Source organism: Streptomyces sp. NPDC002206, assembly GCF_053593595.1.
The window spans coordinates 54,087-79,072 of the sequence record NZ_JBSFCW010000028.1; the positions used below are offsets into that span (position 1 = coordinate 54,087).

At 69.0% G+C, this 24,986-nt stretch carries 23 protein-coding genes and 3 pseudogenes; 12 read left to right on the forward strand and 14 right to left on the reverse strand.

Annotated elements, in window-relative coordinates:
- Positions 1–9 precede the first annotated feature (9 nt).
- On the forward strand, positions 10–189 hold the full coding sequence (locus ACWCP8_RS32515) for a hypothetical protein (protein WP_352271533.1): 180 nt from the start codon (positions 10–12) through the stop codon (positions 187–189).
- A gap of 76 nt (positions 190–265) precedes the next feature.
- Here ACWCP8_RS32515 and gatA read toward each other — a convergent pair whose 3' ends face one another.
- From gatA to ACWCP8_RS32545, 6 genes are all read right to left on the reverse strand, one after another.
- A complete protein-coding gene (gatA, locus tag ACWCP8_RS32520; RefSeq protein ID WP_451119789.1) occupies positions 266–1,759 on the reverse strand; it encodes an Asp-tRNA(Asn)/Glu-tRNA(Gln) amidotransferase subunit GatA in 1,494 nt (497 codons plus the stop codon).
- A 194-nt stretch (positions 1,760–1,953) separates the two neighbouring features.
- A complete protein-coding gene (locus ACWCP8_RS32525; RefSeq protein WP_451119791.1) occupies positions 1,954–2,511 on the reverse strand; it encodes a nitroreductase family protein in 558 nt (185 codons plus the stop codon).
- The gene (locus tag ACWCP8_RS32530) at positions 2,502–3,605 is read right to left on the reverse strand and encodes a Rieske 2Fe-2S domain-containing protein (RefSeq protein ID WP_382843319.1); all 1,104 of its coding nucleotides are present in this window, start codon (positions 3,603–3,605) and stop codon (positions 2,502–2,504) included. The genes ACWCP8_RS32525 and ACWCP8_RS32530 overlap by 10 nt, the downstream gene beginning before the upstream one ends.
- A 25-nt stretch (positions 3,606–3,630) precedes the next feature.
- A complete protein-coding gene (locus tag ACWCP8_RS32535; RefSeq protein ID WP_352272179.1) occupies positions 3,631–4,140 on the reverse strand; it encodes a nucleoside deaminase in 510 nt (169 codons plus the stop codon).
- An 80-nt stretch (positions 4,141–4,220) separates the two neighbouring features.
- Positions 4,221–5,252, reverse strand: a complete 1,032-nt coding sequence (locus ACWCP8_RS32540) for a ParB N-terminal domain-containing protein (protein ID WP_382843322.1) — start codon at positions 5,250–5,252, stop codon at positions 4,221–4,223.
- 749 nt (positions 5,253–6,001) lie between these two features.
- Positions 6,002–6,724 (reverse strand): class I SAM-dependent methyltransferase, encoded by a 723-nt coding sequence (locus ACWCP8_RS32545; RefSeq protein ID WP_352272182.1) that lies wholly within the window; start codon positions 6,722–6,724, stop codon positions 6,002–6,004.
- A gap of 128 nt (positions 6,725–6,852) precedes the next feature.
- Between ACWCP8_RS32545 and ACWCP8_RS32550 the strand changes: the two are divergent.
- A pseudogene (locus ACWCP8_RS32550) lies at positions 6,853–7,071 on the forward strand (transposase); the annotation flags it as partial.
- A 540-nt stretch (positions 7,072–7,611) separates the two neighbouring features.
- Here the strand turns inward: ACWCP8_RS32550 and tpg are convergent.
- From tpg to ACWCP8_RS32565, 3 genes and pseudogenes are all read right to left on the reverse strand, one after another.
- Positions 7,612–7,976: pseudogene (gene tpg / locus ACWCP8_RS32555) on the reverse strand (telomere-protecting terminal protein Tpg); the annotation flags it as partial.
- A gap of 371 nt (positions 7,977–8,347) precedes the next feature.
- Complete coding sequence (locus ACWCP8_RS32560; protein ID WP_451119794.1) at positions 8,348–9,175, reverse strand: glycoside hydrolase domain-containing protein; 828 nt, start codon at positions 9,173–9,175, stop codon at positions 8,348–8,350.
- A 778-nt stretch (positions 9,176–9,953) separates the two neighbouring features.
- Positions 9,954–10,406 carry a MarR family winged helix-turn-helix transcriptional regulator gene (locus ACWCP8_RS32565; RefSeq protein WP_382843349.1) on the reverse strand — a complete coding sequence of 151 codons (453 nt, stop codon included), beginning with the start codon at positions 10,404–10,406 and terminating at the stop codon, positions 9,954–9,956.
- A gap of 168 nt (positions 10,407–10,574) precedes the next feature.
- On the opposite strand from ACWCP8_RS32565, the gene ACWCP8_RS32570 reads away from it, so the two are divergent.
- The 4 genes from ACWCP8_RS32570 to ACWCP8_RS32585 all read left to right on the forward strand — a co-directional run bounded on the left by ACWCP8_RS32570 (position 10,575) and on the right by ACWCP8_RS32585 (position 15,405).
- Positions 10,575–12,032, forward strand: coding sequence for an MFS transporter (locus ACWCP8_RS32570; RefSeq protein WP_451119796.1), 1,458 nt, complete (start codon positions 10,575–10,577; stop codon positions 12,030–12,032).
- 1,090 nt (positions 12,033–13,122) lie between these two features.
- On the forward strand, positions 13,123–13,542 hold the full coding sequence (locus ACWCP8_RS32575; protein WP_352272193.1) for a CoA-binding protein: 420 nt from the start codon (positions 13,123–13,125) through the stop codon (positions 13,540–13,542).
- A gap of 386 nt (positions 13,543–13,928) precedes the next feature.
- A complete protein-coding gene (locus ACWCP8_RS32580; RefSeq protein ID WP_451119799.1) occupies positions 13,929–14,069 on the forward strand; it encodes a hypothetical protein in 141 nt (46 codons plus the stop codon).
- A 673-nt stretch (positions 14,070–14,742) separates the two neighbouring features.
- Positions 14,743–15,405: an NADPH-dependent F420 reductase gene (locus tag ACWCP8_RS32585; RefSeq protein ID WP_451119801.1), complete on the forward strand. Its 663-nt coding sequence runs from the start codon at positions 14,743–14,745 to the stop codon at positions 15,403–15,405.
- A 213-nt stretch (positions 15,406–15,618) separates the two neighbouring features.
- Here ACWCP8_RS32585 and ACWCP8_RS32590 read toward each other — a convergent pair whose 3' ends face one another.
- Entirely contained in the window at positions 15,619–16,833 is a 1,215-nt protein-coding gene (locus ACWCP8_RS32590) for an RNA-guided endonuclease InsQ/TnpB family protein (RefSeq protein WP_451119803.1), read from the reverse strand.
- 143 nt (positions 16,834–16,976) lie between these two features.
- Here ACWCP8_RS32590 and ACWCP8_RS32595 point away from each other — a divergent pair.
- A pseudogene (locus ACWCP8_RS32595) lies at positions 16,977–17,309 on the forward strand (phosphotransferase); the annotation flags it as partial.
- A 466-nt stretch (positions 17,310–17,775) separates the two neighbouring features.
- On the opposite strand, the gene ACWCP8_RS32600 reads toward ACWCP8_RS32595, so the two are convergent.
- Positions 17,776–18,225, reverse strand: coding sequence for a spore-associated protein (locus ACWCP8_RS32600; protein ID WP_352272266.1), 450 nt, complete (start codon positions 18,223–18,225; stop codon positions 17,776–17,778).
- 243 nt (positions 18,226–18,468) lie between these two features.
- Here ACWCP8_RS32600 and ACWCP8_RS32605 point away from each other — a divergent pair, with 243 nt between their 5' ends.
- The 3 genes from ACWCP8_RS32605 to ACWCP8_RS32615 all read left to right on the forward strand — a co-directional run bounded on the left by ACWCP8_RS32605 (position 18,469) and on the right by ACWCP8_RS32615 (position 20,025).
- Positions 18,469–18,702 (forward strand): helicase associated domain-containing protein, encoded by a 234-nt coding sequence (locus ACWCP8_RS32605; protein ID WP_352272264.1) that lies wholly within the window; start codon positions 18,469–18,471, stop codon positions 18,700–18,702.
- A 135-nt stretch (positions 18,703–18,837) separates the two neighbouring features.
- Positions 18,838–19,335 carry a signal peptidase II gene (locus ACWCP8_RS32610; protein WP_352272270.1) on the forward strand — a complete coding sequence of 166 codons (498 nt, stop codon included), beginning with the start codon at positions 18,838–18,840 and terminating at the stop codon, positions 19,333–19,335.
- 111 nt (positions 19,336–19,446) lie between these two features.
- Positions 19,447–20,025, forward strand: coding sequence for an RNA-guided endonuclease TnpB family protein (locus tag ACWCP8_RS32615; RefSeq protein WP_451119828.1), 579 nt, complete (start codon positions 19,447–19,449; stop codon positions 20,023–20,025).
- A gap of 205 nt (positions 20,026–20,230) precedes the next feature.
- On the opposite strand, the gene ACWCP8_RS32620 is transcribed toward ACWCP8_RS32615, so the two are convergent.
- From ACWCP8_RS32620 to ACWCP8_RS32630, 3 genes are read right to left on the reverse strand one after another with little or no spacing between them, the layout of a single operon-like run.
- Positions 20,231–20,680: a hypothetical protein gene (locus ACWCP8_RS32620; RefSeq protein WP_451119806.1), complete on the reverse strand. Its 450-nt coding sequence runs from the start codon at positions 20,678–20,680 to the stop codon at positions 20,231–20,233.
- Positions 20,677–21,672 (reverse strand): metallophosphoesterase family protein, encoded by a 996-nt coding sequence (locus tag ACWCP8_RS32625; protein WP_451119808.1) that lies wholly within the window; start codon positions 21,670–21,672, stop codon positions 20,677–20,679. Before ACWCP8_RS32625 ends, ACWCP8_RS32620 begins: the two co-directional genes overlap by 4 nt.
- A complete protein-coding gene (locus tag ACWCP8_RS32630; RefSeq protein WP_352272256.1) occupies positions 21,669–21,965 on the reverse strand; it encodes a plastocyanin/azurin family copper-binding protein in 297 nt (98 codons plus the stop codon). Before ACWCP8_RS32630 ends, ACWCP8_RS32625 begins: the two co-directional genes overlap by 4 nt.
- A 1,011-nt stretch (positions 21,966–22,976) precedes the next feature.
- On the opposite strand from ACWCP8_RS32630, the gene ACWCP8_RS32635 reads away from it, so the two are divergent.
- Together ACWCP8_RS32635 and ACWCP8_RS32640 are read left to right on the forward strand one after the other, a co-directional pair.
- Positions 22,977–23,579 (forward strand): sigma-70 family RNA polymerase sigma factor, encoded by a 603-nt coding sequence (locus tag ACWCP8_RS32635; protein WP_451119810.1) that lies wholly within the window; start codon positions 22,977–22,979, stop codon positions 23,577–23,579.
- A gap of 25 nt (positions 23,580–23,604) precedes the next feature.
- Complete coding sequence (locus tag ACWCP8_RS32640) at positions 23,605–24,393, forward strand: anti-sigma factor (RefSeq protein ID WP_352272253.1); 789 nt, start codon at positions 23,605–23,607, stop codon at positions 24,391–24,393.
- Positions 24,394–24,986 lie beyond the last annotated feature (593 nt).

Here is a 24,986-nt window from a genome sequence, read left to right on the forward strand (position 1 = left end):
GGAGCAGACATGAGTCACAGCAGCGAATCCGCCGAACACCCCGATTCCTCCTGCCGGTGGGCGCTCCGCCTGGAGACGGGCGAGCACGCGCCCGTGCGGAACTCCGGTGTCTCCCGCCGGTCGGCCCCGCACACCCCCGACGGGGTGGCGGCCTGGGACGACTGCGACCCGGCCTGGCGCGGCCTGTAGGACGACGGAACGGCCGTCGGCCGGACGCACCGCGCCCGGCCGACGGCCGTTCCGTCGTGCGGTACTCCTCAGGAGGTCACAGCAACGGTCCGCCGGCGAGCAGCGGCCGGCCCTCCTTGCTCTCCAGTGCGGCTTCCACGGCGGCACCCACCCGGTACAGGCGTTCGTCGGCCAGGGCGGGCGCGATGATCTGGAGACCGACGGGCAGGCCGTCCTGTGCGGAGAGACCGCACGGCACCGACATGGCGCAGTTGCCGGCCAGGTTGGTCGGCAGGGTGCACAGGTCCGCCATGTACATCGCCAGCGGGTCGTCGACGCGCTCGCCGACCGGGAACGCGGTGGTCGGCATGGTCGGCGAGACCAGCACGTCCACGCCGGCGAAGGCCCGTTCGAAGTCCTGGCTGATCAGTGTGCGGACCTTCTGGGCGCTGCCGTAGTACGCGTCGTAGTAGCCCGAACTGAGCGCATACGTACCGAGCATGATGCGGCGCTTCACCTCGGGGCCGAAGCCCGCCGCGCGGGTCAGTGCGGAGACCTCCTCCGCCGAGCGGCTGCCGTCGTCGCCGGTTCGCAGGCCGTAGCGCAGGCCGTCGAACCGGGCCAGGTTGGAGCTGGCCTCGGACGGGGCGATCAGGTAGTAGGCGGCCAGCGCGTAGTCGAACGAGGGGCAGGACACCTCGACGACCTCGGCGCCCAGTGAGCACAGCAGGTCCACCGCTTCGTTGAAGCACTGCATGACGCCCGGCTGGTAGCCCTCGCCGGCGAACTCCTTGACGACGCCGATCCGCAGGCCTCTGATGTCGCCCTCGCGGGCGGCTTCGACGACCGGGCGGACCGGGGCGTCGATGGAGGTGGCGTCCATCGGGTCGTGCCCGGCGATGGCTTCGTGCAGCAGCGCGGTGTCCAGCACGGTACGTCCGCAGGGGCCGCCCTGGTCCAGCGAGGACGAGTACGCGATCAGCCCGTAGCGGGACACGGTTCCGTATGTGGGCTTCACCCCCACCGTGCATGTCAGCGCGGCCGGCTGGCGGATGGAGCCGCCGGTATCGGTGCCGATCGCCAGCGGCGCCTGGTAGGCGGCCAGTGCGGCGGCCGAGCCGCCCCCGGAGCCCCCGGGGACGCGGGAGAGGTCCCACGGGTTGCGGGTCGGGCCGTAGGCGGAGTTCTCGGTGGACGAGCCCATCGCGAACTCGTCCATGTTCGTCTTGCCGAGGATGACCAGCCCGGCGTCCTTCAGACGCCGTGTCACGGTCGCGTCGTAGGGCGGGATCCAGCCCTCCAGGCTCCGGGACCCGGCGGTGGTGGGCACCCCTTCGGTCGTGAAGGCGTCCTTGAGGGCGAGGGGCACGCCCGCCAGTGGGCCGAGCCGATCACCCGCGGCAAGCCGGGCGTCCACGGCGCGGGCGGCGGCCAGCGCGCCGGCGGTGTCGACGTGGAGGAAGGCGTGCACCTTCTCGTCGACGGCGGCGATCCGGTCCAGATGCGCCCGGGTCACTTCCAGGGCGGAGACCTCGCGGGTTGCGACGGCCCGGGCGGTCCGGACCGCTGTGTATCGGGTGAGGTCGGTCATGGCTGCTCAGTCAACTCCCAGGAGACGGGACGGTCGGACACCCCTGGGCCCCTTCGCGGGTGGCCCCGGTACGGGGCGCCACCTGCTGATCCATGTGCCGGGGAGCCGCGCCGCTCCCGGAGTCCGCCGAGTAGGCCGTTCGGGACGCCACCGTAGCGGATCTTGGGGCCCCGGTCCCCGTCATGCCGGCACCGTCACCCGGTGGGGGCGGGGGACGGGAACGCCGAGACCCGGTCCTCGACGTCCGCCAGTGCCCTGCGCGCCAGCGGGCGGCCCGTGTCCGGGGTTCCGATGCTCAGCGCACCGACCAGCCGCTCGCTCCCGTTCAGCCCCAGTGCGGCGGCCGCGGGCGCGCCGGCCGGCAGGTGCCCGGTCCGCCAGAGGCTGCTGTAGCCGCGGCTGTGCAGGAGCAGCATCAGCGCGTGCGTCATGGCGTTCGCGGCGGCCTCCTGTTCCTCTTCCGGCACGGCGGGGTCGGCGTGCGGATCGAGGACCAGGGCCGCGAGCAGGGGCGCCTGCGGCAGTGCGCTCCCGTTCGGGCAGGCCGTGGCGAGCGCCTGCCGTGCGACGCGTTCGGCCGGTGCCGGCCGGTCTCCGCCGCGCAGCAGGATCCACCGCCAGGGCCGGGGCAGTCCGTGGTCCAGGAAGGTGGCGGCGCCACGCAGCAGGTAGACGAACTCCTCCTCGCCCGGGGCAGGGGCGAGGAGCGTCTGCTCGCTGCGCCGCGTGAGGATCGCCGTCATCACGTCCATGCCGGTACCTTTCTCCGGGCCTCGTCGCTCCCGGCCGATTCCGCCGGCTCTGCTGGCTCGGGCCTGGTCTGGTGGTCGGCCAGTGCCTTGCGGTACTCCACGGCCACCCGGTCGAACTTCAGGTGCAGTTCGTCGGCGATGTCCATCGGCAGCTGTTCGGGGCGCTGGCTCTCGACGACCAGCCGGTCCTGTTCGGCCAGGACCTCCTGGAAGTCGATGTAGTGCTGGTCGTCGCCGTCCAGGTCGAAGTCGCGGGACTGGTAGCAGTAACCGGTCGAGGTCTCGCTGTCGACGGGCTGAGCGGCGAAGAACAGCACCCGGCTGCGTCCGGTGTCCGGGTAGTGGCTGCGCAGATGGATGGCGTGGGGGAACGAGAGCACGTACGTGTTGGTCATGGTGCCCGTCTCGGCCTGGAGGTCGTTGACTCCCTCGGCGGAGGGCACGTTCATCGTGAGGCTGTAGTGGAGTTCGTGGCCGACGCGCCGCACGTGGTGGTCGGGTACGACCAGGTCGCTGCGCATACCGAGCAGTCCGTCGTGGAGCCAGCCCAGGTGCCCGAAGTCGGTGAAGTTCTCGACCATGCGGGCCGCGCCGGTGCGCCAGGTGTAGGCGGGGCAGGCCGCGTGCCGGAAACCCTCCGCCTCCCATTCGGGGAACGCGGGGATGCCGGCGCGGGGCTTGTCGGCCAGGCAGACCCAGATCAGGCCGTACCGCTCCTGGCAGTGGAAGGAGGGGACCGCCGCGCCCGCGGGGACGGCCCGGTCCGCGGGGAGCTGGGGGATGGCGGTGCAGCGGCCGTCCCCGCCGAAGCGCCAGCCGTGGTACGGGCACACGATGTCCCCGTCGTGGACCTCGCCCAAGGAGAGCGCCGTGCCGCGGTGCACACACAGGTCCCGCAGACAGCGCACGGTTCCGGTCCGGTCCCGCCACAGGACGAGGGTCCGGCCGAGGAGCACCGTCCGTCGTGGGGTGGTCCGGAAGTCGGCGGCCCAGCCGACCGGGTGCCACCAGTCCACCATCGGGTCGGTCCGGTCGTGTTCCTGTCCGGCGACGCCCCGGAGCCTGGGGGCCGTCTCACGAGCATGCGTGGTCATCAGATACGGCTTCCTGTCCGTGACGTCAGTAGTCGATGCGGTCGGAGAACGCCGTCCAGGCCTCGAACGGGCGGCGGGCCAGCTCGTGGGACAGCCGCTCCACCGGCAGCGCCCAAGTCGAGCGCGGACGCTCCAGCAGGCGGTAGAACTCCAGGTCGTCGAAGCCCACGTCCGCGGCGTCGTGCCGGTCGGCCGCGAACACGACCCGGTCCACCCGGGCCCACAGGATGGCGGTCAGGCACATGGGGCACGGTTCGCAGGAGCTGACGAGGAGGGCGCCGTCGAGCCGGAAGTCCTGGATCGTCCGGCAGGCCGCCCGGATCGCCATGATCTCCGCGTGTGCCGTCGGGTCGTGCGTATCGGTGACGCGGTTGCCGCTCTGGCCGAGGATCACGCCGTCGCGGACGACCACGGCGCCGAACGGGCCGCCTCCCGCGCCGACGTTGCGCACGGCCAGGTCCAGGGCCTGTTCCATCCAGGCGTCGTCGCGGGGGGCCGGACCGTGGGCGACGGGAGGTTGTTCGATGACGGTCATGGGAGTCCTTCGGGAGTGGGATCGTCCAGACCGCCTGCCGCGGGTACGGGAGGGCTCTGGTCGGCTGGGAGGGCTGCGGGTCAGCCGGACTGTGCGTCGAGGAGGTCCTCGACCTTCAGTTCGTCGGCGAAGCCGCTCCAGACACCGGCGAAGCCCCGCAGGAGATCGGAGACGGGGCCCTTGCAGTGGTGCGGGACGGTGGAGGCGATGTGCTGCTGGTTACGGGCCACCAGGAGGCAGGCCTCCAGCATCCGCAGCAGGGTGCGGCCCGTCTCGTTGAACCTCAGTGACGGATCGCGGCGCAGGGCTTCGTAGATCGATACGAGTTGCGGCGTCGACTTCGGGTCGGCCACGGCCGGGCGGGGGGTGCGGCGCGGGCCCGGCGGTACGGCGTCCAGTCCGCGCTGCTGCGGTGGCACGACGTCGTCACCCCGGAGCAGGCGCGCGCGGACGTCCGCCACGGTCGCCGCGGAGATGCCCGCCTGTCTGCCGATCTGCCGCAGTGAGGCGTCGGGGTTCTCCTGGATCAGCCGGCCGGCGAGGGTGCGGGCGCGGGCGGAGTTGAGTGGCCGGGCCCGGCCGTCGCGGCCGAGGCGGGTGGCGGTCCGGGCCTCGGGGTTCGCCATGTTCCGGCGTATGTCGCCGGTCTTCTGCGGGGACAGGCCGACGATCGCGGCCACTCCCCGGTCCGACCAGTGCGGGTGGGAGGACAGGATGCGGGTCGCGGCGGCGGTGCGGTCGGCGGTGGACAGCGGGCGTCCCTGGGCGACGTTGATGGCGACCGCGAGGGGGAAGGCATCGTCCTCGGCACCGTCGAAGAAGCGGACCTCGACGCGGTCCTGGCCCTGGAGCACGGCGGCACGCAGCCGGTGCACACCGTCGACGACCTGCATGGTCGCGCGGTGCACCACGATCGGGGGCAGCACCGCTCCGGTTTCGGCCAGTGCCTGGGCGTAGGCGAGGTCCTCTCCGCCCATGCGGGGTGTCGCCGACACCGTCAGCTCGTCGATGGGGACCCACTGGGCGGGGATGCCCCTGAGTTCCTCGTCCCTGAGTGCGATCAGGTGGTCCGGGTTACCGCCTTCGGAACCTTCCTGCTGATGCTTCCTCACACTGGCTCCTCGATTAGGTTTTCGTTGCGGGATTCCGTGCTGGCCGGAAGAAATCCGCACAATGAATTCCCGGGCCCTGGGCCAGGATTCGTGTCATGGGGACAGGGCGCTGGGAGAGGTGAATCCGAAAGGTGACCGTCGAAATGCGCCGAGCCCTCGGGGAGTCCAGGAGCGATATGCCCGAAAGGCGCAGGAAGGCCGCTCAGCGTGTGTCGGGTGCTTCTCAGCCGCCCCAGGTCAGGTCATCCGGCGTTGCCGTCGCGGAGGGTGCCGGGCTCGGCGTCGCGTCCTGGACCTGAGAAGCCGATGCGGTCCCTCCCGCACAGAGGGATTCGACCGTCAGGGGTGCCGCGCAGAGCAGGGACACAACGATGAAGCGGCGAATGACAGACAAGATGAATTCCCTCCGTGGAATGCCACGGGGGTGAAGGGCGCATTTCCGCCCTTCGGCCCCCCGCTCAATTTCGGCCGAGTTCTTCGTTTCCGACATGCCAAACTCTGCCGATTGATCATGGCTCCGGGAAGAGCTTCCCGCTGGCCTGAATGTGCACTGTCATATTGAGGCCAACAGCCCAAGGGAACCCCTGGTACCGGTCCTCGCGGGGGCATTCGGTGGCCCGCCGGGTGCGATCACTCACGGTCGGGACGCTGCTTGAGCATGCGGTCCAGGTGGCTCACTGCCTCACGCCGGGTGTCCTGGACGACGTGTAACGGTGACGTCGGGCATGGGACGTGTCCAAATGCCTGGCTCAGTCCAGTGTGTGACGGAGGGTATCTCCAAGCCCGGTGCTCTTTCTCCGTGCCCGGACAGCTAGCACGATCGGAGTTGGCTCACCGGCCTCTTCGAACCTCTCGAATGCCAGGCCCGCGTCGAGGAACGCGTGCACCAGCTCCGGCAGCGGACGGTGGGTGGCGCCGACCTTGTCGCGCACCCCCTGGTCCGTCCAGGACGACTTCGTCCAGTGACCGTCGAGGTAGCCCGGGCGGATCACCACCGCGTGGGGATCGAGGCGGTCGGCGAAGCCGCCGCAGAAGCAGGGATGGACACCGACGTGCACGAACACCCCGCCGGGGCGCAATACCCGGGCCACCTCTCGCAATACCTTCGGATATTCGGGCATATCAGTGTGGACCATCATGGCGATGACGGCCGGTACGGAGCCGTCCTGAACCGGCAACCGCTCGGCATCGGCCAGAGCGATGGGCAGACGGCCCCGGGCATGCCGCAGCATCCCGGCGGACAGGTCGACACCGACGGGAGTCCACCCCAGTTCCCGGACACCCGCGGCGTGAACGCCGGTGCCACAGCCGATCTCCAGACAGGTGCCGCTGCCTTCACCGAGAAGATCATGCAGGACGCGGCCAAGGTTGAGAGGATTACCGTCCGCTTTCGCAGCATCCGACCGCTGTCCGCCGAGGAACTCCTGCTCGTACCAGTCTGCGATCTCGTCGTACGCCGCTCTCAGCGCCATGGGCTCCTCCTCATTCTGAAGCATCGACTCTCGATGCTGGGACTCTTCCCAGGGAGGGCTGCAAGGCCCACGGGTTCACGGTCGGCGTAGTCGGACACACGGCAACCGATTGAAGGTCGCTGACCTGTACGAAGACGACTGAGTCCGCTAACGCGCGGATCAGGCGGGCGGTCAAGGCCCGCGGCCACTTCCCCAACGAGCAGGCCGCACTCAAATGCGTCTACATGGCCATCATGTCCCTGGACCCCACCGGCAAGGGCCAGGCCCGCTGGACCATGCGCTGGAAAACCGCCCTGAACGCCTTCGCCATCACCTTCGACGGCCGCCTTTCCGCAGCCCGCCACTAACCCCAACCACCCTGGATACACCGTTCGATTGACCCTCTCCTGCACGACACGGGCCAGCGCGGCATCAAGCTCCTGCGTCCCGAAACCAGACGCTGTGACAGAACCGGCACCCATCCCTGATCTTGCGTGGGAATCCCGGCCTTCAGGCCGGGCGGGAAACGCATCCTGAGATTCGGAGCCGCGAAGCGGCGTAGTACGCTGCGATCCTGCTTCGGCAGCGGTCAGGGCTTGGCCGTCATGAGATCCCATGCGGTCAAGTGAGAAGCCGCCTCGTTTACGAGGGGGAGGAGTCACGGACATGCCTCACCCGCTCCCGCTGGCGGTCGTTGTCGTGAGCGGAGGCCTCCTCGACCATTTGATCGACGGCCTGCACGGCACAGGGTCCCGGCATGTAGCGACCTGACCGGAACCAGCGGGTGACCGGCACGCGGCGACCTCGTTGAGCGCGGCATCGCGTGCATGGACATCCGACCCCCGCGGATACGCGAGCGAGCCCGGACCCAACTGGTCCGGGCTCGCTGCCTGTTCGGGGCCCGGCCTCTACAGGTCGAACTCCAGGTGCTCGATGTCCGTGAAGCGGACCTCCTCCAGGGAGCCGGCGCGGCAGCCGCCGTCCTGGAAGTAGGTCTCCTTGAGGACTTCGGCGGCGATCTCCCTCAGGCGGTCGTCGCTGGCGCCCTGCTCCTGGGCTCGAAGAGGCGGCCGGCGTAGGTGGGCGGGAGCGCGACGGTGAGGTGGTGCAGCCGGGCGTCGTCGGTGGTGTCGGGAGCGGCGGTGTAGCCGAACCGGGCGCGGGTGTCTATGACGATGCCGCCGGTGGTGGCGGTGGTCTTCTTGGCCTTGGCGCGGATCTGCGGCCGCCACCGGTTCTTGACCGGCCCCTGGGCGGGCGGCCGAGGAGTTCGAGCAGGTGTGCTTGAACTCCTCGGCTGACGAGGATGGTGGGTGGGCTGGTGGCGGTGCCGGGCGGAGCACGAGGCCGTCGAGGTGGTAGAGGATCAGGCGGCCTGCGGGGCGGACCCCTGCGGCTGTCGGGGTAGAGACCGCTCATGGTCTGCTCGGGGTCCAGAGCCTGGCGTACTTGGCGTTCGATCAGGCAGAACACCAGCAGAGCCAGGCAGATCACGGTGATCAGGGCCGCGATGCGCCGGTTGTGCTCCAGGAAGATCGGCGCGACGGCTAGCGGGCCCCAGCACGGGCACGCCTTCGACCCTTAGTCCGGGACCCTCATATCCCGCTCCTTCACTCGGACAGTCGGTACTCGGGCAGCGCTGGTTCAGCCTGTGATGGCGACGGGGGCGTCCCACGCGTCGCGGTCCACGGTGATCGTGTAACCGTTGCGCGTCTCCTTGCTGTTGACCATGTACTGGTGGGCGCGGCTGTGGTTGGTGTACTGCGTGGAGCCCCACGGCCAGTCCGTGGTCGTGGTGTTCATCTTGTCCCACAGGGCGTACCAGAGGTTGCCCGGCAGGTCGGTCTTGTCGGTCGCGGTGGCGATGGCCTTGGCGCTGGAGCTGGTGAAACCGTAGAAGCCGGCGCGGTACGTCTTGGCGTGCAGGGCCTTGTCGAAGGCGCGAACATACGTCAGTACGGCATCGTTGCACGCCGTGTTCGTGCTGTCGTACGACTCCATGTCGAGGTAGATCGGGCTGCCGGTCTTCATCCCCAGGGCCGATGCCTTGGCCGCCGCGTCCGTGCCGTCGGTGGCCCCGAGCGAGGCGGCGGTGGAGGCGGTGAGCTTCTCGGGGTTGGAACTCGTCTGGCACGGCGGCTGGGCGCCGACGTACAGCGGGATGAGCTTCCAGCCGACCGTGCTGACCGACTTCACCCAGGACGCGGTGAGGTTGGGCTGGCTGCAGCCGCGGTTCTTGCCGCCGACGTAGACGGCGGCGGCGCCGTAGAGCCCGCCGTGCCAGGCCTTCATCGCGGACAGCGAGGGCGCGGCGCAGGTGTCGAAGGCCCGGCCGGTGTACGTCTTCTGCGCGGGCCACGTCGTGGCGGCCATCGAGGTCTGCGCCGAGATCCCGGCACCGGCGACCACGGCGGCGCCGGCCGTGGCCCAGGCAATGTAACGGCCCTTCTTGGACAGCCGATGGTTGGACATTCCCACCCCATTCATGACGCACGTCACAACATGCGTGACGTGCGGACCAAAGACGATTGAGCCCCTGACACGGCGCCCATCCGCCACAGCGACGGCTGTGCGCGGCCCCGGCGCCTGGGGCGGATCGCACCGTATCCGACGCGGCTGTACTGATCGGGAAACCCCGTACCTTGATCACCACAAGAACCCCTCAAGGCATGGCAAAACCCGGTGCCACGTTCGCAGATCCAGCCTCCACACCCGTGCCGGAACCGGACTGCTCGAAGCTCGACGGCACCAGCTGTCTATCGGTCACCGACGTCTCAGGGTGTCCTTCGCGCAGAACGACTGCCTCAATGGCTTCATTCACGAGGAGTGATTCTGACTCAACTTCCGTGCAGCGCCTCCGGTTCGCAACAGCGCGTGACGTACGCGTGAAGCTGGATCTGCCGTCAGTAAGGGGTTCACAACTGCTGGGCCAGCACCTCGTCCACCGCCCTCGCCGACTGCGGCTCAGCCGCCTCGATGGACTCGGCCTCGTTCACGTTCTCACTGGTCATCGATGCATCTTCCTTGATCAGGAGTTACACCGAACGGTTTGCAGTCCCGGAACTGACGGCCGATGACGACGCCGGTGCCCGTAGCGAAGCCGACAGACTCCTGAAGCCCGTCCTCCAACACAGGCGGAGCCGCCAACCTTGACCTTCACGAAATCGCGGTCAGAGCCATTTTCAAGGCCGGAGTTCCGTGGATCCCGAGGTCAGCGAGGTGTGTGCGGCCCGCGCTCACGACCGCGGGTTCACGGCCGGGGCCAGGGGCGTCCGGCGAGACGTTCGATGTCGGTGTTGAACCGTTTGAGGTAGGCGGCGAAGCCCGCGATGTCCTCGTCCGACCAGTCGGCCATGACCAGGTCCAGGTTGTCGACGGTGCGTTCGCGTTCCTCGTCGAGCAGGCTCGCGCCCTTGTCCGTGATGCGGAACTTGCGGGCCATCCCGCCCTCGGGGTCGGGGATGCGGTCCACGAGGCCGGAGCGCATCGCTGCGCCGGTCTGCCGGTTGAGAGTGGATGTGTCGAGTCCGAGGGCGGCGCTCAGTTCGCCGATGGACATGGGTCCTTGGACGCGGATGCGGCTCAGCAGTATGTAAGCGCTGCGCTCCAGCCCGCCTTCGCGCCGGACGTTCCTGTGGTGAACGAGTCCGTGGCGGCTGAGCAACATCTGCTCGTACTCGACGTCGCTCGTGGGCCTGACCATATGCCTGCTGCCTTCCCTTTCCTGCCAGTCCGGCGCGCTGACCCTGTCCTCGCGACGGCCTTCTCCTGCATCCTCTCATGCGCATATGTGTCACGCACAAAATGTGATTGATACATGAGACGTGTACGATGCATATCGTTCTCTCGTCATGCAATCAAGGAGTCCTCTATGGATGCCTCCCAGGCATCAAGCCGCTCAGGCGGTGTGGTCGCCACACTGGCCTTCGCGGGCATCACGGCAGCGATCATGCAGACCCTGGTCACGCCGCTCATCGCGGAGCTGCCTCAGATCCTCCACACCACCTCGTCGAACGCCGCCTGGGTCATCACCGTCACCCTGCTCGTGGCGGCCGTCTTCGTGCCGGTCTCCGGACGCCTGGGCGACCTGCTGGGCAAACGCCGGATGCTTATTGCGTGCTCGGTGCCGCTGATCGTGGGGTCGGTGGTGTGCGCGCTGTCCTCCTCGGTCATCCCCATGATCATCGGGCGTGGTCTGCAGGGCATGGGCATGGGCATGCTGCCGCTCGGCATCGCCCTTCTGCGTGACGTGGTCCCCGCGGAGAAGCTCAGCTCCTCGATCGCTCTGGTCAGCGCTTCCATGGGCATCGGCGGTGGCCTCGGCCTGCCGATCGCCTCAGCGGTCGCCCAGTACACGAACTGGCGCGTGCTGTTCTGGGGCTCCGCGGTCCTGGCCGTAGCGGTTGCGGCTCTCATCTGGTTCCTGATCCCGGACGTGCCGGCCGGCGCCAAGGGTCAGCGCTTCGACCTGCCGGGAGCGCTCGGCCTCGGCGCCGGCCTGGTCTCCCTGCTGCTCGCGGTCTCCAAGGGCGCCGACTGGGGCTGGGGCTCGGCGACCACGCTCGGCCTGTTCACCGCGGCCGTCGCGATTCTGGTCGGGTGGGGGATGTGGGAGCTGCGGACCCGCGACCCGCTGGTCGACCTTCGCACCACCGCCCGCCCCCGGGTGCTGCTCACCAACCTCGCCTCGATCTTCGTGGGCACCGCCATGTACGCCAGCATGCTGGTCGTGCCGCAGCTGCTGCAGTTCCCCGAGGCCACTGGTTACGGTCTGGGCCAGTCGATGCTCGCCGCCGGCCTGTGGATGGCTCCCGGCGGGCTCATGATGATGATCGTCTCCCCGCTCGGCGGGAAGCTCACCGATGCCCGAGGCCCGAAGTTCACGCTGATCTCCGGGGTCCTGGTCATCGCGGCCGGTTACGGTCTGTCGCTGGTACTGATGGGCTCGGCCTGGGGTCTCATGCTGGTCACCATCGTCACCAGCAGCGGTGTGGGTCTCGCCTACGGTGCGATGCCCGCCCTGATCATGGGTTCGGTCCCGCTCTCCGAGACCGCCGCCGCCAACGGCTTCAACACGCTGATGCGCTCGCTCGGCACCTCGGTCGGCTCGGCCGTGATCGGAGTGGTCCTCGCCCAGATGACCACCACGGTGGGCGGCTACACCTTCGCCTCCGAGGACGGCTTCCGCACTGCTCTGATGATCGGTGGCGGCGTCGCCCTCCTCGGCGCGGTGATCGCGGCCGCCATTCCGGCAGCCCGCGTGGTGGCAGGCTCCGGCGACGAGACCGCCCCTGCCACCGAATCCGATCAGGCCGCGGTCAAGGCCTGACAGCTCAGTAGCGCCGGACGAGCCCGGCCGCTGCTCGACCGGCACAGTGGCACGATCACGCCTCTGTCCGGGAGGGGGCGAATGAGGCGACACCTCTCTCCTGCACAGAGAGGTGTCGCCGCCTGGCCGGTGCCGGCCCAGGGGGTGTGACCTGCCCGAACACCGCCGCCCGCTCCGGGCCCCGGCAACCTGTTGGGCGCCTCGTTGCGCGACTCGTCAGCACCACCGTTGCGCAACCCGTTGCACGACGTTCGTCTCCGCCAGACCCAGCTCCGCCAGCCTCTTCATCGCCCTGCGCACGTACGACCGGCCGTCCGCATCCTCTGCCGTGATCACCTGAGCCATCTGCCGGACTGTGGCTGTCCCGTACGCGCCCCAGCATCCGCAGCGCGTCAGCAGCACCACCACGAGTGCTCCGTACGGGAGTTGCGGGACGTCCTGGCTGCCTGACCCCACGGGGAGCAGGCCGTACCTGCGGGTGCCGTCTTGCTATCCCTGCGCCGGGCGGCCGATGGTGAACCGGTCGCCGGGGGCGCGGGCGAACGCGCGGCGGGCGAGCATGTCCCGCTTCAGCAACGCGGCGCAGACCGTGTGGCCGCGGCGGGCGAGCGCGTCGCGCAGCTCGCCGGGGGGCAGGGGCCGGCCGCAGCGCGCGAGGTGCCGGGCGGCCGGCTGCTCGCTGGTGGGGTAGGCCGGGGGCTTCCACCACCAGGAGCGAGTCGCTGAGCGTCTGGTGCTCGGTCATCGCGGCGCCGCCCAGCTCCAGCAGCGGCGCTGCCGCCTCCCCCACCCGCGACAGGCGCCGCCAGTTGTCGCGGGCCGAGTAGCTGCGGCGGTAGCTCGCGGCCCGGCCGTTCCGCGGAGCGGCGCACCCCGAGTTGGTGCGCGCGGCGCTCCTGGCGGATGAGGATCTCCCCCTGCTGCTCCTGTCGAACGGCGGGCGCCCGAGGCGGTGCACTATTGCATACAGTATTCAAACTGGCTAACGTCTACTCATGCGACTGACGAAGTCCACAGACCTGGCGCTCCCCATGATCATGCGGTTGGCGGTAACCGGTGCGGAACTCACCACCGCACGGCGGTGGTGGGCATGACGCTTTATGGCGATGACGCGACGATAAGGAAGATTCTCACCGCTGCCGGAGACACCTGGGCCGTGGTGGGCCTGTCCGACAACCCCGAACGGGCCGCCTACCGCGTGGCCGAGAAGCTGCAGCGCATCGGCAAGAGGGTGGTGCCCGTGCACCCAAAGGCCGAGACGGTGCACGGTGAACAGGGCTACGCCTCCCTCGCGGAGATCCCTTTCCCGGTGGATGTGGTGAACGTGTTCGTCAACTCCGCCCTCGCCGGCGGCATCGCCGACCAGGCTGTGGCGATCGGCGCCAAGGCCATCTGGTTCCAGCTGGACGTCATAGACGAGGCCGCCTACGACAGGACTCGCGAGGCCGGCCTGCTGATGGTGATGGACCGCTCGGCAGGACGGGAGATACCCCGGCTGGGGCTGGGCTGACGCTCCCCAGCCAGCCACTGCGCGATCACACATCACTCACATTCCCAGGAACCGGGAGTCAAGGCGGCGGTGACGACACCATTCCCGTCGTCGCACTGGACGATGCGACGCATCGCGCGCTTCACAAGCGCGCGATGCGTCGCATTCTGCACTCTCTCGAAAACGTGCAGAGAACGTCTCCCCCGCAGCACGCCGAGCAGGGCGGGCCACGCAGCGGTCAGGCTGGCGCTGCGCACCGGCAGCGTGCCGCCCCGCCCCAATCGCCCAATCGCCCAATCGCCCAATCGCCCGGACATGATCGCCCGTACGGGATTCCACGGGACGTGAACACGGCCTCCGCCTGATCCTGCACTCCGGCCAAAGCCAGGGGCTCACCCACGACAGCGATGTCGGCCGACTCGGCGCCACGGATCCTCGGCAAGCTGCCGGGCGAGCTGCACGCGGTCGATGTAGAGCTCCACAGTTTCGAGCACCAGGCGCTGGAACTCAGCCGGTTCGAGGGCTTCGACCTCCCACTGGACGACTGACAGACGTCGAAGCCGTAGCAGCGGGCGAACGCCGGCCAGCACGGGTCATCACGCCTTTCCTTCGGCCGCGGGCAGTCCGTCACGTCAAGAACTGCTCGCGAGTGAGCAGGACCCGCTCCGCCCTCCCGGCGAGCCCGGGCGAGCCGGGAGGACAGATGCCGGGCCTGCAACGCAGGGGCGGCCGCAGCCCTTTCCAGGGCTGTGACCTGGCGATGCACCACGTCCCGGGGCACGACGGGCGAGGCCGCCGTCGCGGTGACGTTCTGCGCCGTGAACGTCGCGATCGTGGGGCCTACGCGGATGACGTGCACCTCATTCGGCACGATCGGGTCGTGCTTCGCGGAACCCATGTACACCTCACCCCTGAACTCCACCTCCTGGTCGCCTTCGCCCAGTTGGCGCGCCGACCGGATACCGGACCACGTCACGCCGCCGGTCCCCGCAACGGGGAACTTCCGGCACGTGCGCAGCGCGGTCCGCAGTTCTGCCATGACGCGGCAGGCGTCCTGCCCTCGGTACGCGGCCAGGTTGATGAGCAGGCCGTCCTGCTCGGCGCACACCGGTGTCCGCGCTCATCACCCTCACCGACGGCGAGTTCGACGCGCTCAGCAGCCCCGTCTGACCGACGCTGGATGCCGACGCCGGATACCGAACCACTCTCGAAGGACAGCTCATGAAGATCGGCATCATCGGAGCAGGCAATATCGGCGGCAATCTCACCCGTCGCCTCACCGCCCTCGGGCACGACGTGTCCGTGGCCAACTCCCGCGGCCCCGAGACCTTGGCCGCCCTGGCCGAGGAGACCGGTGCCACCCCGGTCACTGCCGCCGAAGCCGCCCGCGGCGCGGAAATCGTCGTGGTGACCATCCCGCTCAGGAGGGTCCCCGGCCTGCCCTCCGGCCTCTTCGACGGCGCCGCCGAGGGATTCGCCGTCATCGACACCGGCAACTACTACCCCAAGGAGCGCGACGGACTGATCGCCGCGATCGAGAACGACGGCCTGACCGAGAGCCGCTGGACCGAGCAGAACCTCGGCCATCCGGTCGTCAAGGCGTTCAACGGCACCCTCGCCCAGGACATCCTCGCCATGCCGCGGCCGGCCGGGCACCCCGAGCGGATCGCGCTGCCCGTCGCCTCGGACGACGAGACCGCCAAGGCGAGGGTCCGCGCCCTGATCGATGAACTCGGCTTCGACACCGTCGACGCCGGCACCATCGACGACTCCTGGCGCCAGCAGCCCGGCAGCCCGGTCTACGGGCTCCGCGCCGACGTCGACGGCGTGACGAAGGCTCTCGCCGACGCCTCACCCGAGCGCAAGTCGGACTTCCGGGCTTAGGGCCTGTCCGCGGCGTGTTCGGCGTCTCTGACGAGGCAGTGGGTTCCCGGTCCGGGAACGTGAGGTCTGCTCGGGGATCTCGGGTCGTGTCCGGTAGGTGAACTCGGTGGCGAGCATAAGGGCCCGGCGGGCTTCGTCGGTGGTGGTGGCGGGCTGGTTGCGCTCGCGGGCACGCTGGTGACTCCTCCCCGCCCTGAAGGACGGAGCTTCTCGCTATGCCGGTGGGGCGTTGCGACGGACCAGCCCGGCCCGTAAAACGTTGAGCGCCCCGACCTTGTCGGCGTGCGCTTGGTGGCCGCAGCTGACGCAGTGGAACTTCTCCTGTGTGAGCCGGTTCTCCTTCGCGATGTACCCACATTCGGGACACCGCCGGGAGGTGTTGCGGGGGTCCACGGCCATCACTTCTCGCCCGGCGCTTTCAGCCTTGGCGTTCAAGATCGCGAGGAACTCCCCCCAACCGGCATCAGCGATTGAACGGTTGAGGGCTACTTTGGCCGCTGCCCCGTTGGGCAGGAAACTGCCGGGCACCTCGGGGTCGGGCTTCGGTGCGGGCGTCTTGCTCATGTTGCGGATCTTGAGGTCTTCGTGCGCGATGAAGTCGTGCGCGCGGACCAGAGCGAGGGCGGTCTTGTGCGCGTGGTCGAGCCGCTGACGCCGCACCTTGCCGTGCAGGGCAGCGACCTTCTCCACCGCACGTTGGTGGTTGTGGGTACGGTTCTTCACCTTGCAGCGCGGGAAGCGGGACAGGGCCTGTTGCGCGGCCTGAAGCTTCGCAGCGGCCTTGCGGGCGTGGCGCGGGTTGGGGATGTGTACGCCGCCCGAATCGGTGAGAAACGAGGCTATGCCGAGATCGATGCCGACCATCGACCCGGTCGCCGGGAGCGGTTTTGGCGGGTCTTGTTCGGCGGTCAGCACGACGAACCACTTGCGGCCCTCGCGCTTGACCGAGACGGTCTTGACCTTGCCGACCACGGGCCGGTGCTGGTTGACCTTGACATGCCCGATGCCCTGGAAGCGGACGCGGGTCACCCGGTCGTGCGGGGTGGAGTCCCACCGGACCCCGTCGCCGTCCTTCGGGAACTCCACCGTGTCGAACCAGTTCACCGAACGAAAACGCGGATACCCCGGCGTCCGGCCCGCTGCGACCCGGCGGAAAAAAGCCGCGAACGCCTTGTCCAGACGGCGCAAAGTGGCCTGCTGCGAGGAGAACGACCAACGCCCCTGACGCTCCGGATCGAACGCCCGAATGTCCTTCAGCTGCGCCGACTGCATCCCGTAGCGGATGCTGGTCCTCGACGTGTGCCGGTAGGCATCCCGCCGTTCCTGTAACGCCCCGTTGTACAGGGAGCAGTGATCGCGCAGCAGCTCGCCGAGCGCGACCGCCTGCCGGGCGGTGGGCCGCATCAGGAACTTGTACGCACGAATCATCCGGCCCACCCCCCTTCGGTCAGTGCGGTCAACATAGCTGGCGCCACTGACAACGCAGAGCACTCCGGCGCTCCGCGCCTCCGGGCCCGAGATCGCATTCCCGCCCGGCCTGAAGGCCGGGATTCCCTGCGAAGATCAGGGATGGCGACCTGCACCCAGCCAACATCCTGACCACGAACGGCACCTTCTGCGGCGTGATCGACTTCGGCGACCTCTTCGCCGGCGACCCGGCCTGCGACCTCGCCGCCGCCTGGATCCTGCTGCCGGACGGCGCCGCCGACCTCTTCCATGCGACGTACCAGCCAAGCCCGGACGCCGCGACCCTACGCCGCGCCCGCGGCTGGGCGGTGCTGCGCGCCCTCAGCGGCATCCACATCGGGGACGCCGGCGTCCACGGCCGCCCCGGAGGCAAGCCCACCTGGGGCCCACCTGCCCACGCCGCACTGCGACGTCTCACCGCATCGGTCCACCAGTGATCAAGCACCCCGGCGTGCGCGATCAGGCTAAACCGACAGCAGCTCGCAACCCCGATGAACGTGGCGAACCCACTGCCACGAGCCCTGGGCGAGCGCGAACGTCAGCACCGCGGCGAGTCCGATGCCGATGGCCCCGGGAGCGGGAATGTCATCGCCTGCTGCGAGGGATGCCGGCCTCGGGGTCACTCGGGGGCTGGGATCACTAACGGGCCTCTCCTGCAGGGGGAGGCATCAGCATCCGCCGCGGGGCGCCGCGGCCCTGGGCACCATGCCGTACGGGCCCGGCGCCTAGCCCGGATGACCCGCACCTGGCCGGCCGCCCCGCTTCTGCCGTGGCAGGCCGGTCCACTACAAGATCCCGCCCCGCCTGCGGCTCATGGATACCTTCCCGGCAACCGTCAGCGGTATGGCGGTCGGATTCCGGGTCGCGGCGGCGCGGGACCTTGCGGCCGGGTGATGAGCCGGATCAGCGGATTTCGGTGACCCGGTGTTCCTTGAGCGCTGCACAGTTGGAGTTTTCCACCGACACGTACACGTTGGCGATGTTGCCGCCCCAGCTCACGCAGTGGCCCTTGCCGTAGACGTAGCCCGGCCCCGCGTACGACGTGTAGTTCCCGTAGTCCCCGGCCCACTCGTCGGTGTCGGGGACGTAGATGTACGTGGACATGTTCTTGACCGTGCCCGGGTTGGCGCGGATGGTCGCGACGCAGTTCTTGCCGTTCGAGGAGTTGTACGTGAGATAGACGGTGCCCAGCGAGCCGACGGGCACCGAGTTCACGGTCTTGTAGGCACTGCCGCAGACGCCCTGCGGTGTGACGTTGGGTGCGGCAGAGGCGGTCGTGCCGAACACGGCCGTGGCACCCACCAGCAGTGTGGTTAACGCCCCGGCAGCCGCGACATTACGCATGTTTCCCATATTTCCCCCTTGTGCCTCTGAGAGCGGTTTACTCCCACTTGATGTGACCCCCGAGCGGCAAGGATGGTTGTGCCGGGGACCGGCCGCCTCACCGCTGCTATCGCCGCCACTGACACGAACGTGAGAGATCGCACCTGAAGTTCTCCACCTCCAGGGATCCGGCGCAGCTCGCCGCGTTCGTGTCCTTGCGGATCCTGCGGCCGGAGAACACGTTGTGGCGGCGCGGACAAGTGGGCGCTCGACTTGGAAGCCGCCCAGCAGTTCCACGCCCGTGAAGGCCATCTGAACGTGCCCGGCAAGCACCTCGATCATCTGGACGAGAACGAGGCTGGGGTGAAGCTCGGCATGTTCGTCGACAACAGCCGCCGACGGGCCGACAAGCTCACGCCCCGAACGGCACAAGGCGCTGTCCGCACTCGGCATGCGCTGGGCTTAGCGGTTCCGCATAGTCAGCGTTGCGACGATCCCGTGGGCTGACCAGTGCCGCATCGCGCAACGTTCGCCCCTGTCGATCACGGCTCGTAGCCGCTGATGACGTAGGCGGATCATGCTGCCCTGGCGCGTACGCTCGGTGAAGGACGGCCAGCGATCAGGAGGTGGGCGGTGCGGCGGATGTATCTGCTGTGGACGATTGCGGCGGCAGGATTCGCCGTGGACCAGATCACGAAGGCGATTGCCGCGGTTGTCGTTGAGGGCCATGAGCCCAGGCACCCGCTGGGCGGTGCGGTGACCTTCACCGCTTTCCGGAACTCCGGAGCGGCCGGCTCCTTCGCGCCCCGCGCGACCCTGGTCTTCACATTCCTGGCTATCGTCGTGCTCATCCTCATCGCCCGGGTCGCCCCCTCCATCCGGTCCACCGGCTGGGCGGTCGGTCTCGGACTGATCTTCGCGGGCGCCGGCGGCAACCTCGCCGACCGCATATTCCGCACCCCTGGATTCGGTCGTGGCGCTGTGCTGGACTTCATCCAGTTCGGCGAGTCAGGGATCTTCAACCTCGCCGACCAGTGTGTGACCGCCGGTGCCGCGGTCGTCCTCATCCAAACCTTCCGCGGCGTTCCCATGCGCACCGTCGTTACGAGCGGCCTCGGAAGTCGTGCGCTGGAGCGGTGACAACGCCGCGCAGACCGCTGCCCCCGGCCGACGCACCGGGAGCGGCCCCGTGGGGCACCGGTCAGCAGGCGTCGAAGCGCTGGGAGAAGGGCCAGTCAGGCGCGGAACAAGATCCATCACCGGGTCGCGAACCTCCGCGAGGACACCCTCCACCAGATGACGACCCGCCTCGCCTGCGAGTACGGCACGATCGTCGTCGAAGACCTGGGCGTCGCCGGAATGGGCCGCAACCGGCGCCTGTCCCGCCGCGTCGCGGACGCCGCGTTCGGCGAGATCCGACGCCAGCTCACCTACAAGACCCGCCGGTACGGCACACGCCTCGTCGTCGCCGACCGCTGGTTCCCCTCCTCGAAGACCTGCTCGCGCTGCGGTGCGGTGAAAGCCAAGCTGCCCCTCAGCATGCGCGTCTTCGAGTGCGACAACTGCGGGCTCGTCCTTGACCGGGACGCCAACGCCGGACACAACCTGGTCGCTCTCGCGGCCCGCACCACAGGTACCGGAGTGGCCGCAGACCTGGACAACGCCGTCGAGGCGGAGTCGAAGCCCCGTGGAGCCGACCGCAAGACCCACGTCACCCGCCCGCGCCGCAAGGCCGGGACGGGGCGGGCAGGTGGCACAATCCTCAGCCCCCGGGCCGGGAAGGAAACGGGAGACCGTCAACAGGACACCGGCGCGCAACTTGCGCTCTGATGACCCGTTACGGACCATTCCGGTGGAAACATCGAGATTGCTGAGATCGCTTGATGATCAAAGCAACGGGCTTCTGCAAGCAGCAGGGCGTGCAGTGCCTGGGCCGACACGAAATTGGTAGCCCGTGCGGCGGTGTGTGGCTTTGCCGGTCCCGCCGCACCCCGAGCCAGGACGCAGGCATCCCGGGCGGCTTCATGGTGGTGGTTCAGTTGGGTGGTGTGCGGGTGGTGGCCCAGTTGGGTGTCCTGACGGGCGGTCGGGCAGCGCCGTGTTGTCTGGGCACGGTCACCTGCCAGATGGCGAGGAGCAGCAGCGTGCCGGTTTCGGCGAGGAGGCTGAGGACGGCTTGTGGCTCGGGCTGCAGACCGTGCTCGGTGAATCCGAATACTCCTACGGTGCGCGAAGCGGTGAAGCCGCCGAGAGCGCCGAGCGCGACGCCTGCCGCGACGGTCCTCAGCAGCAGGGGTGATGTCCCGATCAGCAGCAGGGCGGCGAGGGCGAAGGAAGCGCTGGCCTGGAGCAGGAACAGGGGGCCGATGATGTGGATGAAGCGGTATCCGTCGATGTAGAGCTGGGCGTGGATGTATCCGCTGGCAGCGAGGGTTGCGGCGGTCGCGGACCGCAGGGTGGGGGCGAGGAATCTTTGGGTGTTCATGCCAGCCTCTGGTCCTTGATGGCCAGTTCGCGGTCGCCTTGGCGGTAGCCGACGCTGCGGATGCCGAGTGCGTCTTTGAGCTGCCGGGCAGGGACGACCTGTGGAGTGGGGGCGGGGGCGCGGCCCGGTTTGGGCAGGGGGTAGGCGGTGGTGGTGGCGGAGTGGAAGGTGATGTTGCCCTCTGTCTTGGTGAACAGTTGGTGGACGTGCCCGTTGAGACAGGTGACGGAGGAGAAGCGGCGCAGGAGGGCGATGACCTTGAGGGCGTCGTCGGTGCTCCAGCCCCACTTCGGGTACATGGCGAACAGCGGGATGTGGCTGAAGACCACGATGGGGGTGTCCGACGACAGTCCGGCGATGTCCTTGCGAACGAAGTCGATCTGGGCGTTGCCGAGGTGGCCGAGCTTCTCCAGGCTCAGGGTGTTGACCAGGGCGATGAAGTGCACGCCGTGGGTGTCGAAGCTGTACCAGCCATCGCCGAGCGTGCCCGTGCCGAAGTTCCGCCGGTAGGCGCGGCCTGCATCGCCGATGGAGTCGTGCTCGCCCGGCACGGTGAAGACGCGGTCCGTCTTCATTCCGGCCATCATCTGCTTGACCTGGTCGAACTGCCCGGCCGTGGACAGGTGGGTCAGGTCGCCGCTGTGCATGACGAAGTCAGGTCTGAATCCGAGCGAGTTGACCTGCTTGATCGCTTCGGCGAAGGAGCCGACCACATCCATGTTCGCCGGGCCCTGGAACCCGATATGGCTGTCGGAGACCTGCACGAACCGCAGCGCGCCGCTTCCGGCTGCGGCGGCCCCGGCCGCGGCGTTGGTGTCTCGGGAGCCGGCGATGTGGCTGATCACTTCTCCACTGGCCACGGTCAGCACCACCGCGCCGCCGAACCACCCTGCGTGCCGGATAAGTTGACGGCGAGTCATACCGCGTTCGGTATCGGGCTGACCGGCGTCGTCGGCCGGTGCTCCGTCGTGACTGTCGTAGTAATCGGTCATCGGGTCACCTCCACGGTGGCGGTCATGAACGGATGGATGGTGCAGAGGTAGGCATAGGTGCCGGGCTTGGTGAACGTGTAGCTGTAGGTGGCGTGGGTGGCCAGGGCGGCCGAATGCAACGGGCCGCCCGATCCGGCGCTGGTGACGGTGTGGGCGTCGGTGTCCTGATTGGTCCACGTCACCCTCGTGCCCACTTTGACCTTCAGCGTGGCCGGGGAGAATGCGAAGTTCTTGATCGCCACCGCGCTCCCGGTCACCGGCGCGGCCGGCGCGCCCGTGCTCGAGGGACTCATAGGCATGCTCATACTGGGCGTCGGCGGGGCGCCGGGAGTGGAGCCTTTCCCCGGCCCCGTGGCGCCGGGCATCCCTGCCGTCTGGTGCTGACCCTGACCGGGTGTGATGGCGCCGACTCCGCTGGCCGAGGAATGCGACGACTGGCCGCATGAGCTGAGGAGCCCCACCGCGCCGGCAGTGGCGATGATGGCGACAGCCAGCCCGGCCGCAGCGCGTGACCGCCGGCCTGGTGTGCGAAAGTCCAGGTACATGGTGTCCGTTCCTCACTGATCAGGCGGAGACGGGGACTGCGCCGGCTCGGCGCACGTAACCGCAGGAATGTGTAGTGGATGCCGTGTTCATGGGCGCGTGCCCCTCACGGACCCGGCGAACGAGCATGAGTGCCGCCCCGGTCCGGCGGCTCGCCTCGACGTGCCCCGCGCTGCGCATCCGCCCTTGCGCGCTGCGAGCGTGCGGGCAGCATGCGGCAGTTCCCCCATGGGGAGCTGCGAGTGACTCGGGGCAGGTCGGCGGTGCTCATACGGGTGGTGCGCACGCCGGGCCGGGCGGAGTTCTGTCCCGGTGGTTGCGCGGCCCTCGATCACTGTGCGCGTAGAGCCGTCGCCGTGGTGTGCGCTGGGCACGGGCGGACACTGCGCGGTGGCGCCTACTTGGATGCACGGGGGCGGGGTGAGCTTGGCCGGCGCCAGGAGCGCGTCCGTCGCGTGGTACATCTCGGTCACCTCTGATCCATCCTTTGTCGCATGGGGAATCGATGAGGAATTGCGCGTGAGTCGGCTCTTGTCCGGCTCCACGGACGGCGGGGGTCCCACGGTTCGGTAGATATGCACTTTTTATGAGACCTCTTGACATCACCGCAGATCAGCCGGCCTCCCGGGCGCCGCGCACGCTTGGCCCTCTTGGTGCCACAAAGTCCGCAGGGACATATCGCCCGCGACACTCACAGAACGTCACCTGCATCGTGCTGTGCGTTACAGGACAAAGCAGTACATGTGCGCGATGATCGGCCTATGCACTGGAGTTTCCCAAAACGTGGTCCACGGACCGATCTGGATCGCTCCGCGCACCGTGTCTCTGGTAAAGGGACACTTTCGACCGCAGATGAGGAACTGCTGCGCACGCTGTACGCGGAGCACGCAGGAGCCCTGTTCCACTACGTGCTGCGACTGACCTCAGGAGATTGGCAATGGGCGGAGGATGTGGTCCAGGAGACACTGCTTCGAGCGTGGCAGCATCCCGCCGCGTTCGACCCCGCACGCGGCCCGGCCCGGGCATGGCTGTGTACGGTCGCCCGGCACCTGGTCATCGACGCCCACCGGGCCCGGCAGGCCAGGCCGGCCGAGGTCAGCGGCGAGGCCCTTCAGCGGGCCGCCGAACAGACGCCGGGCGAGGACCAGATCGAGCAGGCACTGCAGAGCTGGGCGGTTGCCGACGCCGTCCGGTCGCTGTCCCCGGACCACCGCGCCGTCCTGCTGGAGACCTACTACCGGGGCCGGACCATGGCGGAGGCCGCACAGGTGCTGGGCATCCCGCTGGGCACCGTGAAGTCGCGGACGTACTACGCCCTGCACGCCCTGCGACTGGCGCTGCAGGAACGGGGCATCGAGCCATGACCGTGGCGGGCAGGAGGTGGCGACCATGAGTGCGGAGCACGACGCCCTCCGGCTGGCGCTGGGGGGATACGTCCTGGGCACTCTGCCCTCGGCAGAAATGGAACGGGTGCGCATCCACCTCGCGGAATGCGCCGAATGCCTGGCCGAACACACCCGGCTGGCGGGATTGCCTGCGCTGCTGGCGACGGTGACCGAAGCCGAAGTCTCAGGCCAGACAGTGCCGACGGCCGACGGGGACCTGGCCGACCGGCTGGTGGCACGGGCAGCCGAAAGCGCGCAGGGCTCCCTGCCCGAACGGCCCGCCGCGCCCGCGGTGTCGAAGGCGCCGGCAGGGGGTGTGCTGGAGAGGCTGCTCCAGCAGGCCGCGGCCCGGCGCCGCAGGACCTGGCGTCTGCAACTGGCCGGCGCGGCCGCCTCGCTGATGTTCATCGCGGCAGCGGCCGGCGGCACATGGCTGGCGGCCATCGGATCCGTGGGCAGTGTGGCGACGCCGCCTGGGCCGACCGCACCGATTGCCTGGCGCACCTTCTCCGGAAGCGATCCCACCACCGGCGTCTCCGCCTCGGTGAAGGTCTCGCCCTCTGCCTGGGGCAGTGTCCTGCATGTCTCCGCCAAGGGGGCACCCGCCGGAATCACCTGCCGGCTGCAGGCGGTCGGACCCGGCGGAGCCAGAACGGACGGCGCTACCTGGCGGGCAGGCGAGTACCCTCCCGGCACCACGATTCCAGGGGCGGTTGCCATGTCCCCGGGAGCCATCGACCACTTCGAGATCCTCGCAGGCAACGGTCAGAAGCTGGTCACAATCCAGGCGTGAGGCGAGGCCAGAGTCGTCATGTCACTGGGCGGCCTGGCCGCCCAGTGACATGACGACAGCCATTGGGTGTGAGCGCACGGCGGCACAAGAGGCCAAGAAGACGGCGCCACCGAAGGGCCGTGCCCTCAGCGGCGAGGGGGCCGGGCAGTCGACGAAAGCGAGCCGCCTCAAGACCGGTGGGCCAGGCTGAAGGAGCGCGCACAGGACGTCCAGCCGATGGCCATCGAGGAGGCTTGTGCTCGTGACATCGGCTGCGCAGGCACGCTCGTGACCACCGTCGTCGACCGATGCACCACGCCGCACGGCTCCGGGATCGGCGAGATCGTCCGACAACGGCACCCGGCGGATGAGCGCGGCGGCCTCGGAGGCCGACACCGGCGCGGCTGTGGCCGAGGGGCTGATCGGCGCCACGAGCGCGGAGGCGGCTCGTGGTCGAAGCGGCTGCCACCGGCCGGAAAAGATCACCTGCGCGGCTATTGCCCGCTCCCGTCACGCGGCTTCCGGCAGTGGCAGGCCGGTCAGCCCCGCGCCGGGTCTTCTCGGGTGCCGGCCGCGTACATGGGTGGACACGGCTGTGCGGGGCCGAAGGCATA

Bases quoted from the DNA above. Each gene is read 5' to 3' on its own strand.
- ACWCP8_RS32515 (WP_352271533.1), top strand. From the start codon at position 10: ATGAGTCACAGCAGCGAATCCGCCGAACACCCCGATTCCTCCTGCCGG.
- gatA (WP_451119789.1), bottom strand. From the start codon at position 1,759: ATGACCGACCTCACCCGATACACAGCGGTCCGGACCGCCCGGGCCGTC.
- ACWCP8_RS32525 (WP_451119791.1), bottom strand. From the start codon at position 2,511: ATGGACGTGATGACGGCGATCCTCACGCGGCGCAGCGAGCAGACGCTC.
- ACWCP8_RS32530 (WP_382843319.1), bottom strand. From the start codon at position 3,605: ATGACCACGCATGCTCGTGAGACGGCCCCCAGGCTCCGGGGCGTCGCC.
- ACWCP8_RS32535 (WP_352272179.1), bottom strand. From the start codon at position 4,140: ATGACCGTCATCGAACAACCTCCCGTCGCCCACGGTCCGGCCCCCCGC.
- ACWCP8_RS32545 (WP_352272182.1), bottom strand. From the start codon at position 6,724: ATGGCGCTGAGAGCGGCGTACGACGAGATCGCAGACTGGTACGAGCAG.
- ACWCP8_RS32560 (WP_451119794.1), bottom strand. From the start codon at position 9,175: ATGTCCAACCATCGGCTGTCCAAGAAGGGCCGTTACATTGCCTGGGCC.
- ACWCP8_RS32565 (WP_382843349.1), bottom strand. From the start codon at position 10,406: ATGGTCAGGCCCACGAGCGACGTCGAGTACGAGCAGATGTTGCTCAGC.
- ACWCP8_RS32570 (WP_451119796.1), top strand. From the start codon at position 10,575: ATGGATGCCTCCCAGGCATCAAGCCGCTCAGGCGGTGTGGTCGCCACA.
- ACWCP8_RS32575 (WP_352272193.1), top strand. From the start codon at position 13,123: ATGACGCTTTATGGCGATGACGCGACGATAAGGAAGATTCTCACCGCT.
- ACWCP8_RS32580 (WP_451119799.1), top strand. From the start codon at position 13,929: ATGTCGGCCGACTCGGCGCCACGGATCCTCGGCAAGCTGCCGGGCGAG.
- ACWCP8_RS32585 (WP_451119801.1), top strand. From the start codon at position 14,743: ATGAAGATCGGCATCATCGGAGCAGGCAATATCGGCGGCAATCTCACC.
- ACWCP8_RS32590 (WP_451119803.1), bottom strand. From the start codon at position 16,833: ATGATTCGTGCGTACAAGTTCCTGATGCGGCCCACCGCCCGGCAGGCG.
- ACWCP8_RS32600 (WP_352272266.1), bottom strand. From the start codon at position 18,225: ATGGGAAACATGCGTAATGTCGCGGCTGCCGGGGCGTTAACCACACTG.
- ACWCP8_RS32610 (WP_352272270.1), top strand. From the start codon at position 18,838: ATGTATCTGCTGTGGACGATTGCGGCGGCAGGATTCGCCGTGGACCAG.
- ACWCP8_RS32620 (WP_451119806.1), bottom strand. From the start codon at position 20,680: ATGAACACCCAAAGATTCCTCGCCCCCACCCTGCGGTCCGCGACCGCC.
- ACWCP8_RS32625 (WP_451119808.1), bottom strand. From the start codon at position 21,672: ATGACCGATTACTACGACAGTCACGACGGAGCACCGGCCGACGACGCC.
- ACWCP8_RS32630 (WP_352272256.1), bottom strand. From the start codon at position 21,965: ATGAGTCCCTCGAGCACGGGCGCGCCGGCCGCGCCGGTGACCGGGAGC.
- ACWCP8_RS32635 (WP_451119810.1), top strand. From the start codon at position 22,977: ATGCACTGGAGTTTCCCAAAACGTGGTCCACGGACCGATCTGGATCGC.
- ACWCP8_RS32640 (WP_352272253.1), top strand. From the start codon at position 23,605: ATGAGTGCGGAGCACGACGCCCTCCGGCTGGCGCTGGGGGGATACGTC.